This is a genomic window from Cohnella sp. GCM10020058 (assembly GCF_042683485.1).
GTDB lineage: Bacteria > Bacillota > Bacilli > Paenibacillales > Paenibacillaceae > Cohnella.
Window position 1 is genome coordinate 134,330 of sequence record NZ_JBHUJV010000025.1, and the last position, 13,835, is coordinate 148,164.

Below are 13,835 nucleotides of genomic sequence, written 5' to 3' on the forward strand. Positions count from 1 at the left end.
ATGAGGAAAAGCTAACGGGGGAAAGGGTGGAACCATGTCGGCAATCGTCGGGGTCATCATGGGCAGCACGTCCGATTGGGAGACGATGAAGAAGGCGTGCGAGGTGCTGGACGAACTGAACGTCCCCTATGAGAAAAAAGTCGTATCGGCGCATCGTACGCCGGATCTGATGTTCGAATATGCGGCATCCGCTGCGGATCGCGGGCTCAAGGTCATCGTGGCCGGAGCCGGCGGCGCGGCTCATCTGCCCGGCATGGTCGCCGCGAAGACCGTCCTGCCCGTCATCGGCGTGCCCGTGAAGTCCGCCGCCCTGAACGGGCTGGATTCGTTGCTGTCGATCGTGCAGATGCCGGGGGGCATCCCGGTCGCGACGGTCGCGATCGGCGCGGCCGGCGCCACGAACGCCGGCCTGCTGGCGGCGCAGATCGTCGGCGCATTCGACGAGGACGTGCAGGCGCGCGTCGCCGCGCGGCGCGAGCGAACCACGCAGGACGTGCTGGACAACGCGGTGCTGCCATGAGCGGGCTGAATCGCGAGCTTGAAGGACTGCTGAGCGGCGAAGGCGAGGCTTGCGGCGCAGACGGCTGCGGGCCGGTCGGCGGCACGCAGGACGGAGCGGCACAGGGCGGTGCCGCCGTGCAAGGCGGAGCGGCGCAGGACGGCCAGGCGACCGTAGTTGGCACGAAGCCGGCCGCCCGGCCGATCCTGCCCGGCGCCACGATCGGCGTCCTGGGCGGCGGGCAGTTGGGCCGGATGCTCGCGCACGCGGGCAGCCGGATGGGCTACCGCTTCGTGGCGCTTGATCCGACGCCCGACGCGCCTTGCGGCCAGACGGCCGATCAGATCGTGGCCGGCTACGCCGACCGCGACGCGGCGCGCGAGCTGGCGCGGCGCAGCGACGTCATCACGTACGAGTTCGAGAACGTGGACGCGGACGTCGCGGCGATGCTGGAGGCGGAATCTTATGTGCCGCAGGGCAGCGCCCTGCTGCATACGACGCAGCATCGGCTGCGCGAGAAGCGCGCCATTGAGGCGGCGGGGGCGCGGGTCGCGCCTTACGCCGAGATCGCGAGCTTCGCCGATCTGCAGGAGGCGGCCGAGCGTCTCGGGCTGCCCGCCGTGCTGAAGACGGCGACCGGCGGCTACGACGGCAAGGGCCAATGGGTGCTGCGCGGCACGGACGAGCTCGCTCCCGCCTGGGACGAGGCGAGCCGCGCCGGCACCGAGCTCGTGCTCGAGAAGTTCATCGACTTCGAGCGGGAGATCTCGGTCATCGCCGCGCGCAGGCCGTCCGGAGAGATCCGAACGTTCCCCCCTGCCGAGAATATACACGTTCGCAATATATTGCATTTGTCCATCGTGCCCGCGCGGGTGCCGGACGCCGTCATCGCCGAGGCGGAGCGCCTTGCGGTATCGATTGCGGAGACGCTCGGCGCCGTCGGCCTGATCGCGGTCGAGATGTTCGTCGCGAAGGACGGCACGCTGTTCGTCAACGAGCTGGCGCCGCGGCCGCACAATTCCGGGCACTATACGATGGAGGCGTGCCGCACGTCCCAGTTCGAGCAGCATATCCGCGCGATCTGCGACCTGCCGCTCGGCGACACCTCGCTATTGTCGCCCGTCGTGATGGGCAATATCCTTGGCGAGCACGTCGAGCCGCTGCTGGATTGGGTGCAGGCGCGCGATCCGGAAGCCGACAGGCTTGGCGTCGCGCCGAAGATTCACCTGTACGGCAAGGCCGAGGCCAAGACCGGACGCAAGATGGGCCACGTCAACGTGCTGGCCGCGGATACCGCAGCAGCGCTCGCCTGGATCAACGAATCAACCATTTGGAGGGTCTAATCCATCATGATCGAACGTTACAGCCGCCCCGAGATGCGGGCTATCTGGACAGAAGAAAACAAATTCAAAGCATGGCTCGAAGTCGAGCTGTGCGCTTGCGAGGCTTGGGCGGAGCTCGGCCATATCCCGAAGGCGGACACCGTGCTGCTGCGCCAGAACGCCAAGTTCGACATCGACCGGATCAACGAGATCGAGCTGGAGACCCGCCACGACGTCATCGCGTTCACGCGCGCCGTCTCCGAGAGCCTTGGCGAGGAGCGCAAGTGGGTGCATTACGGCATGACGTCGACGGATGTCGTCGACACCGCCCTTGGCTACGTGCTTAAGCAAGCCAACGAGATTCTCGAGCGCGACCTCGTGAACTTCATCGCCATTCTTCGCGACCAGGCGATTCAATACAAGTCGACCCCGATGATGGGCCGCACGCACGGCGTGCACGCCGAGCCGACGACGTTCGGCCTGAAGCTCGCGCTGTGGCACGAAGAGATGAAGCGCAACCTGGAGCGTTTCCGCAGAGCGGCGGACGAAGTCCAGTACGGCAAAATGTCCGGCGCGGTAGGCACCTACGCCAACCTCGATCCGTTCGTCGAGCAGTACGTGTGCGACAAGCTGGGCATCAGCGCGGCGCCGATCTCCACCCAGACGCTGCAGCGCGACCGTCACGCTGAATATATGGCGACGCTGGCGCTTATCGGCTCTTCGCTCGACAAGTTCGCGACCGAGATCCGCGCGCTGCAGAAGAGCGAGTTCCGCGAAGTCGAGGAACCGTTCGCCAAAGGCCAGAAGGGCTCGTCGGCGATGCCGCACAAGCGCAATCCGATCGGCTGCGAGAACATCAGCGGCCTCTCCCGCGTCATCCGCGGCCACATGATCACCGCCTATGAGAACGTGGCGCTGTGGCACGAACGCGATATTTCCCACTCCTCCGCCGAGCGCATCATCCTGCCGGACGCGACGATGCTGCTGAACTACATGCTCAACCGCTTCGGCAACATCGTGAAAAACCTGCAGGTTTTCCCCGAGAACATGAAGCGCAACATGCGCAGCACCTACAACGTGCCGTTCTCGGGCCGCATCATGACGAAGCTGATCGACAAAGGCTTCTCCCGCGAGCAGGCGTACGACACCGTGCAGCCGCGCGCGATGCAAGCCTGGGAAGAGCAGCGGGACTTCAAGTCCATCGTCTCCGAGACGAAAGAGATCACCGACGCGCTGGGCGCGGAAGAGATCGAGGACGCGTTCAACCCTTCGTGGCACCTGAAGCACGTCGATACGATTTTCAAGCGGCTCGGTCTGGAATAATCTCTTCTATATAAAGAATGCAGGAGGCTGACATGTCTACAGAAGCGTTATCTACCGCGGAAGGGCTCGTCAAGGCGCCGCTCATCCACAAGGGCAAGGTCAGGGAGCTGTACGACCTCGGCGAGCATCTGCTCATCGTGGTCACCGACCGGATCTCGGCGTTCGACTACGTACTCGACCCCGCCGTTCCCGAGAAGGGCAAGGTGCTGAACGGCCTTAGCGCCTTCTGGTTCGAGAAGACCAAGGATCTCGTCCCGAACCACGTCGTCCATACGGACGTCCGCAAGCTGGGCGATCTCGTCTCCGAGCCGGACAAGCTGGCTGGACGGATCATGGTCACAAAAAAGGCGAAGCGGATCGACATCGAATGCGTCGTGCGCGGCTACATCACGGGCGGCGGCTGGCGACAGTACCAGAAGAACGGCGAAGTCAACGGCATCCCGCTTCCTGCCGGCCTGCACAAGAACGCCAAGCTGGAGGAGCCGATCTTCACCCCCGCGGGCAAAAACGATGTCGGTCACGACGAGGACATCTCCTACGAGGAGATGGAGCGCCGCATCGGCTCGGAGCTGGCCGCCGGCCTTCGCAAGCGCAGCCTCCTGCTGTACGATTATGCGCTCGCGGTATGCGAGCACAAGAGCATTATTCTCGCGGACTGCAAATTCGAGTTCGGTCTGCTGGGCGACGAGATCATCCTGATCGACGAACTGTTCACGCCGGATTCCTCACGCTTCTGGGCCGAAGAGAAGTACGAGCTCGATATCGAGATCGACAGCATGGACAAGGAGCCGGTTCGCACGTACCTGCTCGGCACGGACTGGGACCGCGACAGCACGCCGCCGCGTCTGCCGGACGATGTCGTAGACGCGACTACGGCGCGCTACCAGGAGATCTACCGCCGGCTGACGGAGCCGACGAGCTACGGCTTTACTGCGTTTCAGCCGATCAAGTACTAGCGGCTCGAGGTTCGCGGCGGGCATCATCGCAGCAGCATTGCGGCCGCCCTCGTAAGCAAGCAGCTCGTTGATCATGATCGTGACCGGCGCCATAGCAGCAGCATTTCAGTCGTCATCGTCAGCAAATCGCCGTCTCTCCAACGTCGCAAATAGCTGCAAAAATACATCTATTTTTCGTGAGCCGAGATGATGGAGCAGAATAGCTGCAAAAATACATTTATTTTCGAGTAATTTAGGCAATAGGCGCTGCTAAAGCTGAAATAACTGTATATATGAAGTTATTTCGCTCCGGGGTGGGCTTGGCAATGCGAATTCCTGCATATTTGCAGTTATTCTTCGCCGCGAAGCGGGCTGAAGCGGAAAGGTTGGCGCCATCGTCGCCCTTTCGTCCGCAGTCCCGTCCGCAGCTCGCCGATCCTTTGCCGCCGACGCTTTACTTTCGACCATACAGCCCATAACCCATGTCCCCATCCAGGAGGAGACCCGTCCCATGAAAGCAACGGTATATGTCACGATCAAGGAAAACGTGCTCGACCCGCAAGGCAACGCCGTTCAAGGCTCGCTGCAAACGCTCGGCTTCGACGAAGTCGCGAAGGTCCGCATCGGCAAGTATCTGGAGCTCACGCTCGACACGACCGACCGCGCCGTTGCCGAAGAGCGCGTGAAGGCCATGTGCGAAAAGCTGCTCGCCAACACCGTCATCGAAGACTACCGATTCGAACTGGAGGGCTGAGACCTCATGAAATTCGCGGTCATCGTATTCCCGGGCTCCAACTGCGACCTGGACATGTACAACGCGGTCGTCGACGTCCTGGGCGAGGATGTCGACTACGTCTGGCACACCGCTACCGACCTGTCCGCCTATGACGGCATTCTCGTGCCGGGCGGCTTCTCCTACGGCGACTACCTGCGCTGCGGCGCGATCGCCCAGCTCGCTCCGGTCATGAACGAAGTGCGCAAGGCCGCGGCCGAAGGCAAGTTCGTGCTCGGCGTGTGCAACGGCTTCCAGGTGCTCACCGAGGCGGGTCTGCTGCCCGGCGCGCTCATCCGCAACGACAGCCTCAAGTTCCGCTGCCACCCGGTGGGGCTGAGGGTCGAAAACGCGAACACCGCGTTCACCCGCGACTATGAGCAGGGCGAGGTCGTGACGATTCCGATCGCGCACGGCGAAGGCAACTACTACTGCGACGAAGAGACGCTGGCGAGCCTCAAGGCGAACGGCCAGATCGTCTTCACCTACGACGGCGTCAACCCGAACGGGTCGGTCGCGGGCATCGCCGGCATCTCGAACGAAGCGGGCAACGTCGTCGGCATGATGCCGCACCCGGAGCGCGCGGTCAGCGAGCTGCTCGGCTCGGCGGACGGCGCGAAAATGTTTACGTCAGTACTGAACGCTTGGAGGGAACGCAATGGCGCAGCAAGCACCCGCTAAAGAACCGACGGTCCAGCAGATCGCCGAGCAGAAAATCTACAAGCAATTCGGCGTCTCCGATTCCGAATTCGAACTCATCTGCGGTTTCCTCGGACGCCAGCCGAACTACACCGAGATCGGCGTATTCAGCGTCATGTGGTCCGAGCACTGCGCGTACAAGAACTCCAAGCCGCTGCTCCGCCGCTTCCCGACGACCGGCCCGCGCGTCCTGATGGGACCGGGCGAAGGCGCCGGCATCGTCGACATCGGCGACAAGCAAGCCGTCGTCTTCAAGATCGAGTCGCACAACCACCCGTCCGCGGTCGAGCCGTACCAAGGCGCCGCGACCGGCGTCGGCGGCATCATCCGCGACATCTTCTCGATGGGTTCGCGCCCGATCGCGCTGCTCAACTCGCTGCGCTTCGGCAAGCTCGAGAGCGACCGCGTCAAGTACCTGTTCGAGCACGTCGTCAGCGGCATCGCCGGCTACGGCAACTGCATCGGCATCCCGACCGTCGCGGGCGAGGTCATGTTCGACGAAGCCTATGAGGGCAACCCGCTCGTCAACGCGATGTGCGTCGGCCTCATCGACCACGACAAGATCCAGCGCGGCGTCGCCAAGGGCGTCGGCAATCCGGTATTCTACGTCGGCCCGGCTACCGGCCGCGACGGCATCCACGGCGCGACGTTCGCGTCCGAGGATCTGACCGCCGAGTCCGAAGCCAAGCGCTCGGCCGTCCAGGTCGGCGATCCGTTCATGGAGAAGCTCGTCATGGAAGCGACGCTCGAGCTGATCGACTCCGGCATCGTGCTCGGCATCCAGGACATGGGCGCAGCCGGCCTCACCTGCTCGAGCGCCGAGATGGCGTCCAAGGCCGGCAACGGCATGGAGCTGTACCTCGACGAGGTGCCGCAGCGCGAAGAAGGCATGACCGCGTACGAGATGATGCTGTCCGAGTCGCAGGAGCGCATGCTCTTCGTCACCGAACCGCATCATGAGGCACAGGCCAAGGCGATCTTCGAGCGCTGGGGCCTGCACTGCGCCAAGGTCGGCAAGGTGACGGACGACGGCCGTCTCCGCTTGTTCCACAAGGGCGAAGAGGTTGCCGACATGCCTGTTAAGGCGCTCGTCGACGACTGCCCGGTGTACAACAAGCCTTCCAAGGTGCCGGATTATTATCTGAAAAATGGCTCCATCGATACGAACCGCTACGAGCAAATGCTCGATCTGACGGATTCGCTCAAAAAGGTGCTCGGCTCTCCTTCGCTCGCGAGCAAGGAATGGGTTTATAGCCAGTACGACTACCAGGTCCGCACGTCGACCGCCGTCGTGCCGGGCTCGGATGCCGCAGTCGTTGCGATCCGCGGCACGCGCAAGGCGCTTGCGATGACGACGGACTGCAACGGCCGCTATGTATACCTCGATCCCGAGGTCGGCGGACGCATCGCGGTCGCCGAAGCGGCTCGCAACATCGTCTGCTCGGGCGGCGAGCCGCTCGCGATCACGGACAACCTCAACTTCGGTTCGCCGGAGAAGCCGGAAGTGTTCTGGCAAATGGAAAAGTCGGTGGACGGCATGGCCGAAGCCTGCCGCTTCCTCGAGACGCCGGTCATCGGCGGCAACGTGTCGCTGTATAACGAGAACGCCAAGGGTGCGATCTACCCAACGCCGGTCGTCGGCATGGTCGGTCTGATCACGGACATCGACCATATCACGACGCAAGAGTTCAAAGCCGAAGGCGACGTCATCTACCTGCTCGGCGAGACGAAAGCAGAGATCGGCGGCAGCGAGTTCCAGTACGCGGTACACGGACTGACCGAAGGCCGCCCGCCGGTCATCGACCTGGCTGTGGAAAAAGCGCTGCACGGCGCCGTGCTCGGCGCGATCCGCCAAGGCCTCGTCGCTTCGGCGCATGACCTGTCCGAAGGCGGACTGGCTGCGGCTGTTGCGGAGTCCACGTTCGGACGCGGTCTCGGCGCGAAGGTCGACTTCACGACCAATCTGCGTCCGGACCTGGCGCTGTTCAGCGAATCGCAATCGCGCATTCTGCTGTCGGCCAAGCCGGAATCCGCTGCTGCGCTTGAAGCTTTGCTCGCCGAGCAAGGCGTGCCGGCACAGAAGCTCGGCGTCGTAGGCGGGGAAGAGCTGGTCATCGCGGTCAATGGACATACGGCAATTCAGGCACCCGTGAACGAATTCCGCACAGAATGGAAGGAAGCGATCCCATGCCGGATGAAATAAACGCCGGAGCGGGCCGTGCGCTGCCTGTCGCCGAGGGAGCAAGCGCCTCGGCAGACATGTTGCCGCACGGTCCGGCCGCGAGCATCCTGCCTTACGACATGAGCGGTCGGACCGGCGAGCTGCCGTCTTCGCAGACGGAAGGGCTGCCGGCCGCCGAGGCGCGTTTCTGGACCGGGGATTATTATAATCAGGGCAACGATCAGGCCTCGGGCATGATGGACAAGCTGAAGGAAGAATGCGGCGTGTTCGGCGTGTTCGGCCACAAGGACGCGGCGGAGCTGTCTTACTACGGCTTGCACGCGCTGCAGCACCGCGGCGAAGAGAGCTGCGGCATCTGCACGTCGAATCTCGGCGGCGACTTCCACTATCACCGCGGCATGGGCCTGGTGAAGGAAGTGTTCGACCGCGATCGGCTGGATTCGCTCGTCGGCGCCAACGCGATCGGCCACGTCCGCTACTCGACGGCCGGCGCGAGCCGGCTAGCCAACGCACAGCCGCTCGTTTTTAAGTACAGGGGCGGCGACCTGGCCGTTTGCACCAACGGCAACCTCGTCAATGAGCCGATCATCCGGCGCGAGCTGGAGGAATCGGGCTCGATCTTCCAGACGACGAGCGACACCGAAGTCATCGCGCACATGATCGCGCGCTCGTCCAAGGATCTGGTCGATGCGGTCAAGGACGCGTTTTCGCGTCTGATCGGGGGCTTCGCGTTCTTGATCATGACCAAGGACGTGCTGATCGCAGCTTGCGATCCGAACGGACTGCGTCCGATGGTGATGGGCCGGCTCGGCGACGCCTACATTTTCGCCTCCGAGTCCTGCTCGTTCGAGGTCATCGGCGCCGAGTACGTTCGCGACGTGGAGCCTGGCGAGATCATCGTGCTGGATCGGCACGGTGTCCGCGAGGAACGCTACGCGGTGCTGCAACGGCGCTCCGTGTGCGCAATGGAGTACATTTACTTCGCGCGCCCCGACAGCGACATCGGCACGATCAACCTGCACAGCGCCCGCAAGCGCATGGGCCAGCAGCTCGCGCTGGAGTCGTTCGTCGACGCCGACATCGTGACGGGCGTTCCGGACTCGAGCATCTCGGCCGCGATCGGCTACGCGGAGCAGACGGGCATTCCTTATGAGCTTGGCCTTATCAAAAACAAATATACCGGACGCACCTTCATTCAGCCTTCCCAGGAGCTGCGCGAGAAGGGCGTCAAGATGAAGCTGTCCGCCGTCCGCAAGGTCGTGCAGGGAAAGCGCGTCGTCATGATCGACGATTCGATCGTGCGGGGCACCACCTCGCTGCGCATCGTCAACCTGCTTCGCGAGGCGGGCGCGCTCGAGGTGCACGTGCGCATCACGTCACCGCCTTTCGCGAATCCTTGCTACTACGGCATCGATACGCCGGATCGCCGCGATCTCATCGCGTCGAGCAAGACGGTCGAGGAGATCCGCCAGGCGATCAACGCGGACTCGCTGTATTTCCTCAGCAAGCCGGGCCTGCTCGAAGCGGTAGGCGGGGCGGAGAGCGAGTACGACCGGGGCCTGTGCCTCGGCTGCTTCACCAACGACTACCCGACGCCGGTGGAGTTCGAGGACGCCAAGGCGACGAGCTGCAGCTGCGACTAAACAGCTTGGGGGCGAAGCGACGTTGTGCATCGCATGGCGGGAGCGCGACATAGCGGCACTTGGTGCCGCTATGTGCGTGCGCCGAGGTGGCTGTGAAGCGGATAGCGGCATTTGCATTTGATGCCGCTAAGAGTCTGCGGCGAGGTGGTAGTGGCGCGAATAGCAGAAGTTAATTTCCGCTAAGTGCCTGCGCCGAGGTGGTAGTGGTGCGAATAGCGGAAGTTAGTTCCGCTAAGTGAACGCGCCGAGGTGGTAGTGGTGCGAATAGCGGAAGTTAATTCCGCTAAGTGCCCGTGCCGAGGTGGTAGTGGCGCGAATAGCGGAAGTTAATTCCGCTAAGTGCCCGTGCCGAGGTGGTAGTGGCGCGAATAGCGGAAGTTAGATCCGCTAAGTGCCCGTGCCGAGGTGGTAGCGGTGCGAATAGCGGAAGTTAATTCCGCTAAGTGAACGCGCCGAGGTAGCCAAAAGGCAATAGCAAAACGATGTGGTTTTACAATTACACCCAAGGGGGCTTAACCCAAGTGTCCGAAGCTTACAAACAAGCTGGCGTCGATATAGCCGCCGGCAACGAAGCGGTCGAACGAATGAAAAAGCACGTGAAGCGCACGATGCGTCCGGAGGTGCTGACGGGACTCGGCGGGTTCGGCGGTCTGTTCGGCCTGAACAAGGACAAGTACGAGGAGCCGGTGCTCGTCTCCGGCACGGACGGCGTCGGCACGAAGCTGAAGCTGGCGTTCGAGATGGACAAGCACGACACGATCGGTATCGACGCGGTGGCGATGTGCGTGAACGACGTGGTCGTGACGGGGGCGGAGCCTCTGTTTTTCCTTGATTACCTGGCTTGCGGAAAGCTGGTACCCGAGAAAATCGAAGCGATCGTCAAAGGTGTCGCGGACGGCTGCGAGCAAGCGGGCTGCGCGCTGATCGGCGGAGAGACTGCGGAAATGCCGGGTATGTACCAGGACGGCGAGTACGATATCGCAGGCTTCACCGTCGGCATCGTGGATAAGCCGAAGGCGATTGACGGCAGCGGCATCGCTGCTGGCGACGCTGTAATCGGTCTTGGCTCGAGCGGCGTTCACTCGAACGGCTTCTCGCTGGTACGCCGGTTGCTGCTGGACACCAAAGGCTACAAGTTCGAGGACAAGCTGCCCGAGCTCGAAGGCAAGACGCTGGGCGAAGTACTCATTGAGCCTACTCGCATCTACGTCAAGTCGGTACTGAAGCTGATCGAAAGCGTGCAAGTAAAAGGAATGGCGCATATTACCGGGGGCGGGTTCATCGAGAATATTCCGCGCGTGCTGCCGGAGGGCGTCAACGTCGATATCGACCTCGGCGCATGGCCGGTGCAGCCGGTGTTCGGACTTATGCAGCGCGATGGCGCGATTAGCGACCGCGATATGTATACGACGTTTAACATGGGCATAGGCATGGTGCTGGTCGTGCCGGCGGACCAAGCGGAGCAGGCTGTCGCACTGGCGAGCGAGCTCGGCGAGCAAGCTTATGTCATCGGTCGCGTGACCGAAGGCTCGCGCGTCGTGACGTTCGGAGGCGCCGAATTCGAATGAGCCGCGACAAGCTCCGCATCGCCGTATTCGCGTCCGGCAGCGGGAGCAACTTCCAGGCGCTGGCCGAAGCGGCCAAAGCCGGCGAGCTCGGCCCCGCCGAGATCGCGCTGCTCGTCTGCGACAAGCCGGAGGCCAAGGTCATGTCCCGTGCCAGCGAGCTTGGCGTCGAGACGTATGCCTTCAGGCCAAAGGAATATGCGTCTCGCGAGGCATATGAGACTGTGATCGCGGCCGAGTTGGCCGCTCGCGGGATTGGCTTGATCGTGCTGGCCGGTTATATGCGGATATTGACGGACGTGCTGGTCGGCGCCTACGAGGGTCGCATGATCAATGTGCATCCGTCGCTGCTGCCTTCGTTTCCCGGCATACGGGCGATCGAGCAGGCGCTCGACTACGGCGTCAAAGTCACCGGCGTAACTGTGCATTTCGTAGACGGCGGCCTCGACAGCGGTCCGATCATCGCGCAGCGAGTCATTGCGATCGAAACGGGCGACACGCCGGATACGCTCGCATCGCGTATCCACGCGGTTGAGCACGAACTCTTGCCGCGCACGGTCCGCCTGATTGCTGAGGGGCGAGTCTCGCTGGAGGGGCGCATCGTCACGGTAGAAGCATAGACAGTGCCAGGAATAACAATACGCTGTATCGGTGTTCGCCCGAAGCTCGCTTGAAGCTGCGACACGACCGTCGAATAACGTTGCGTCACATCGCTATTTGCCCGGAAACGCGCTGCCACTGCCGAATAACGATGTACCACATCGCTACTTGCCCGGAAACGAGCCGCCACCGCCGAATAACGATGTACCACATCGCTATTTGCCCGGAAACGCGCCGTTATCGTCGAATAACGATGTACCACATCGCTATTTGCCCGGAAACGCGCCGCCACCGCCGAATAACGATCTACCACATCGCTATTTGCCCGGAAACGCGCCGTTATCGTCGAATAACGATGTACCACATCGCTATTTGCCCGGAAACGCACTGCCACTGCCGAATAACGATGTACCACATCGCTATTTGCCGGGAAATGCGCCGTTAACTTTGCGAATAACGCTTAGTCATACCGCTAGTCACACCGGAAACGCACCTCATCCTCCATTTAACGATGCGCGGTATCCCTATTTATTTTTCCGACAAACGAGCTAGTCTTTCGCCGGCCTCAAGCGTCACCCCCAATTTATCGCACAACTGCCCCGGGGTGGGCTTATCCCGTTCGCTCAGGAACCAGCGCGCAGCCGCGGCTGAGTGAAGGGGATAACCCCACCCCTGGCGGCATTAATCAACCATACTTAGGAGTGGATGAACAGTCATGGCTATCAAAAGAGCGCTGGTCAGCGTATCCGACAAGACGGGCATCACCGAATTTTGCCGCGCGCTAGCCGCGCAAGGCGTGCAGATCATCTCGACGGGCGGCACCCATGCCCTGCTCGAGCGTGAAGGCGTGCCGGTCATCGGCATCTCCGACGTGACGGGTTTCCCGGAAATTCTCGACGGCCGCGTCAAGACGCTGCACCCTGCCGTGCACAGCGGACTGCTCGCGATCCGCGACAGCGCCGAGCACGTCGAAGCGATGGAGAAGCTGGGCCTTGACTATATCGACCTGGTCGTCGTGAACCTGTATCCGTTCAAGGAGACAATCTCCAAGCCCGATGTGAGCTACGAAGACGCCATCGAGAATATCGACATCGGCGGTCCGACAATGCTGCGCTCCGCGGCGAAAAACCATGCGTTCGTTTCGGTCGTCGTCGACGCAGGCGACTATGCCGATGTTCTCGCGCAAATTCAAGCCAGCGGCGACACGACGCTCGAGACGCGCAAGCGGCTGGCCGCCAAAGTTTTCCGTCACACGGCGGCATACGATGCGCTGATCTCGGAGTACTTCGCCGAACAGCTCGGCGATCCGCTTCCCGAGAGCCTGACGTTCACCTACGAAAAAGTGCAAGAGCTGCGTTATGGCGAAAATCCGCACCAGCAAGCCGCTTTCTACCGTAAGCCGCTCGCCAAGAAGGGCCCGAGCATCACGACGGCGAAGCAGCTGCACGGCAAGGAACTGTCCTACAACAATATTAACGACGCGAACGCGGCGCTCGCGATCGTCTCCGAGTTCGACGAGCCGGCTGTCGTGGCCATCAAGCATATGAATCCGTGCGGCGTCGGCATCGGCGCGGACATCGACGAAGCCTACGTCAAAGCTTACGAATCCGACCCGACGTCGATCTTCGGCGGTATCGTCGCGGCGAACCGCACGATCGACGTGCAGACGGCCGAACGTCTCGCGCAGATTTTCCTCGAGATCATCATCGCACCGGACTTCACGCCGGAAGCGCTTGAGATTTTGAGCCGCAAAAAGAACATTCGCCTGCTCTCCACCGGCACCGACAGCCAAGTACAGAGCGCGGCGGAGCGCAAGCCGGAATGGCTCGTGACGAGCGTCGACGGCGGCATGCTCGTGCAGCAGAGCGACGTCCACTCGCTGGACGAGGCCGACATCCAGGTCGTGACGGAGCGCGCGCCGACGGCCGAAGAACTGAAGCAGCTGCTTTTTGCATGGAAGGTCGTCAAGCATGTGAAATCGAACGCGATCCTGCTTGCGGCGGACAGCATGACGGTCGGCGTGGGCGCCGGTCAGATGAACCGCGTCGGCGCGGCCCGCATCGCTATCGAGCAAGCTGGCGACAAGTCCAAGGGTGCGGTGCTCGCATCGGATGCGTTTTTCCCGATGGGAGACACGGTTGAACTGGCGGCGCAAGCAGGCATTACGGCGATCATCCAACCGGGCGGCTCGGTGAAGGACGCGGAGTCCGTAGCTGCAGCTAACGCTGCCGGCATTGCGATGGTCGTCACGGGCGTTCGTCACTTCAAGCATTGATCGGCAGGGGGAGAACGAGA

General features: G+C 62.3%; 11 protein-coding genes. All 11 read left to right on the forward strand.

The window, feature by feature from the left end; genetic code table 11:
• Positions 1–34: 34 nt before the first annotated feature.
• The 11 genes from purE (at position 35) to purH (ending at position 13,815) form a co-directional block, all read left to right on the forward strand.
• Positions 35–520 carry a 5-(carboxyamino)imidazole ribonucleotide mutase gene (gene purE, locus ACFSR7_RS34560; RefSeq protein WP_378169174.1) on the forward strand — a complete coding sequence of 162 codons (486 nt, stop codon included), beginning with the start codon at positions 35–37 and terminating at the stop codon, positions 518–520.
• Complete coding sequence (gene purK / locus ACFSR7_RS34565; protein ID WP_378169175.1) at positions 517–1,842, forward strand: 5-(carboxyamino)imidazole ribonucleotide synthase; 1,326 nt, start codon at positions 517–519, stop codon at positions 1,840–1,842. The genes purE and purK overlap by 4 nt, the downstream gene beginning before the upstream one ends.
• 6 nt (positions 1,843–1,848) lie before the next feature.
• Positions 1,849–3,144, forward strand: coding sequence for an adenylosuccinate lyase (gene purB / locus ACFSR7_RS34570; RefSeq protein ID WP_378169176.1), 1,296 nt, complete (start codon positions 1,849–1,851; stop codon positions 3,142–3,144).
• A gap of 32 nt (positions 3,145–3,176) precedes the next feature.
• Positions 3,177–4,100 (forward strand): phosphoribosylaminoimidazolesuccinocarboxamide synthase, encoded by a 924-nt coding sequence (locus ACFSR7_RS34575; RefSeq protein ID WP_378169177.1) that lies wholly within the window; start codon positions 3,177–3,179, stop codon positions 4,098–4,100.
• A gap of 490 nt (positions 4,101–4,590) precedes the next feature.
• Positions 4,591–4,833, forward strand: a complete 243-nt coding sequence (purS, locus tag ACFSR7_RS34580) for a phosphoribosylformylglycinamidine synthase subunit PurS (RefSeq protein WP_277531880.1) — start codon at positions 4,591–4,593, stop codon at positions 4,831–4,833.
• Positions 4,834–4,839: 6 nt separating this feature from the next.
• Positions 4,840–5,532, forward strand: coding sequence for a phosphoribosylformylglycinamidine synthase subunit PurQ (gene purQ, locus ACFSR7_RS34585; protein WP_378169178.1), 693 nt, complete (start codon positions 4,840–4,842; stop codon positions 5,530–5,532).
• On the forward strand, positions 5,510–7,753 hold the full coding sequence (gene purL / locus ACFSR7_RS34590; RefSeq protein ID WP_378169179.1) for a phosphoribosylformylglycinamidine synthase subunit PurL: 2,244 nt from the start codon (positions 5,510–5,512) through the stop codon (positions 7,751–7,753). The genes purQ and purL overlap by 23 nt, the downstream gene beginning before the upstream one ends.
• Positions 7,738–9,375 (forward strand): amidophosphoribosyltransferase, encoded by a 1,638-nt coding sequence (gene purF / locus ACFSR7_RS34595; protein WP_378169180.1) that lies wholly within the window; start codon positions 7,738–7,740, stop codon positions 9,373–9,375. The genes purL and purF overlap by 16 nt, the downstream gene beginning before the upstream one ends.
• A gap of 521 nt (positions 9,376–9,896) precedes the next feature.
• On the forward strand, positions 9,897–10,943 hold the full coding sequence (purM, locus tag ACFSR7_RS34600; protein ID WP_378169181.1) for a phosphoribosylformylglycinamidine cyclo-ligase: 1,047 nt from the start codon (positions 9,897–9,899) through the stop codon (positions 10,941–10,943).
• A complete protein-coding gene (gene purN / locus ACFSR7_RS34605; protein WP_378169182.1) occupies positions 10,940–11,560 on the forward strand; it encodes a phosphoribosylglycinamide formyltransferase in 621 nt (206 codons plus the stop codon). The genes purM and purN overlap by 4 nt, the downstream gene beginning before the upstream one ends.
• A gap of 695 nt (positions 11,561–12,255) precedes the next feature.
• Entirely contained in the window at positions 12,256–13,815 is a 1,560-nt protein-coding gene (purH, locus tag ACFSR7_RS34610; protein ID WP_378169183.1) for a bifunctional phosphoribosylaminoimidazolecarboxamide formyltransferase/IMP cyclohydrolase, read from the forward strand.
• The last annotated feature ends 20 nt before the right edge of the window (positions 13,816–13,835 follow it).

Coding starts and splice junctions, on each gene's coding strand:
- purF (WP_378169180.1), top strand. CDS start 7,738: ATGCCGGATGAAATAAACGCCGGAGCGGGCCGTGCGCTGCCTGTCGCC.
- purN (WP_378169182.1), top strand. CDS start 10,940: ATGAGCCGCGACAAGCTCCGCATCGCCGTATTCGCGTCCGGCAGCGGG.
- purK (WP_378169175.1), top strand. CDS start 517: ATGAGCGGGCTGAATCGCGAGCTTGAAGGACTGCTGAGCGGCGAAGGC.
- purH (WP_378169183.1), top strand. CDS start 12,256: ATGGCTATCAAAAGAGCGCTGGTCAGCGTATCCGACAAGACGGGCATC.
- purE (WP_378169174.1), top strand. CDS start 35: ATGTCGGCAATCGTCGGGGTCATCATGGGCAGCACGTCCGATTGGGAG.
- purL (WP_378169179.1), top strand. CDS start 5,510: ATGGCGCAGCAAGCACCCGCTAAAGAACCGACGGTCCAGCAGATCGCC.
- purQ (WP_378169178.1), top strand. CDS start 4,840: ATGAAATTCGCGGTCATCGTATTCCCGGGCTCCAACTGCGACCTGGAC.
- ACFSR7_RS34575 (WP_378169177.1), top strand. CDS start 3,177: ATGTCTACAGAAGCGTTATCTACCGCGGAAGGGCTCGTCAAGGCGCCG.
- purS (WP_277531880.1), top strand. CDS start 4,591: ATGAAAGCAACGGTATATGTCACGATCAAGGAAAACGTGCTCGACCCG.
- purB (WP_378169176.1), top strand. CDS start 1,849: ATGATCGAACGTTACAGCCGCCCCGAGATGCGGGCTATCTGGACAGAA.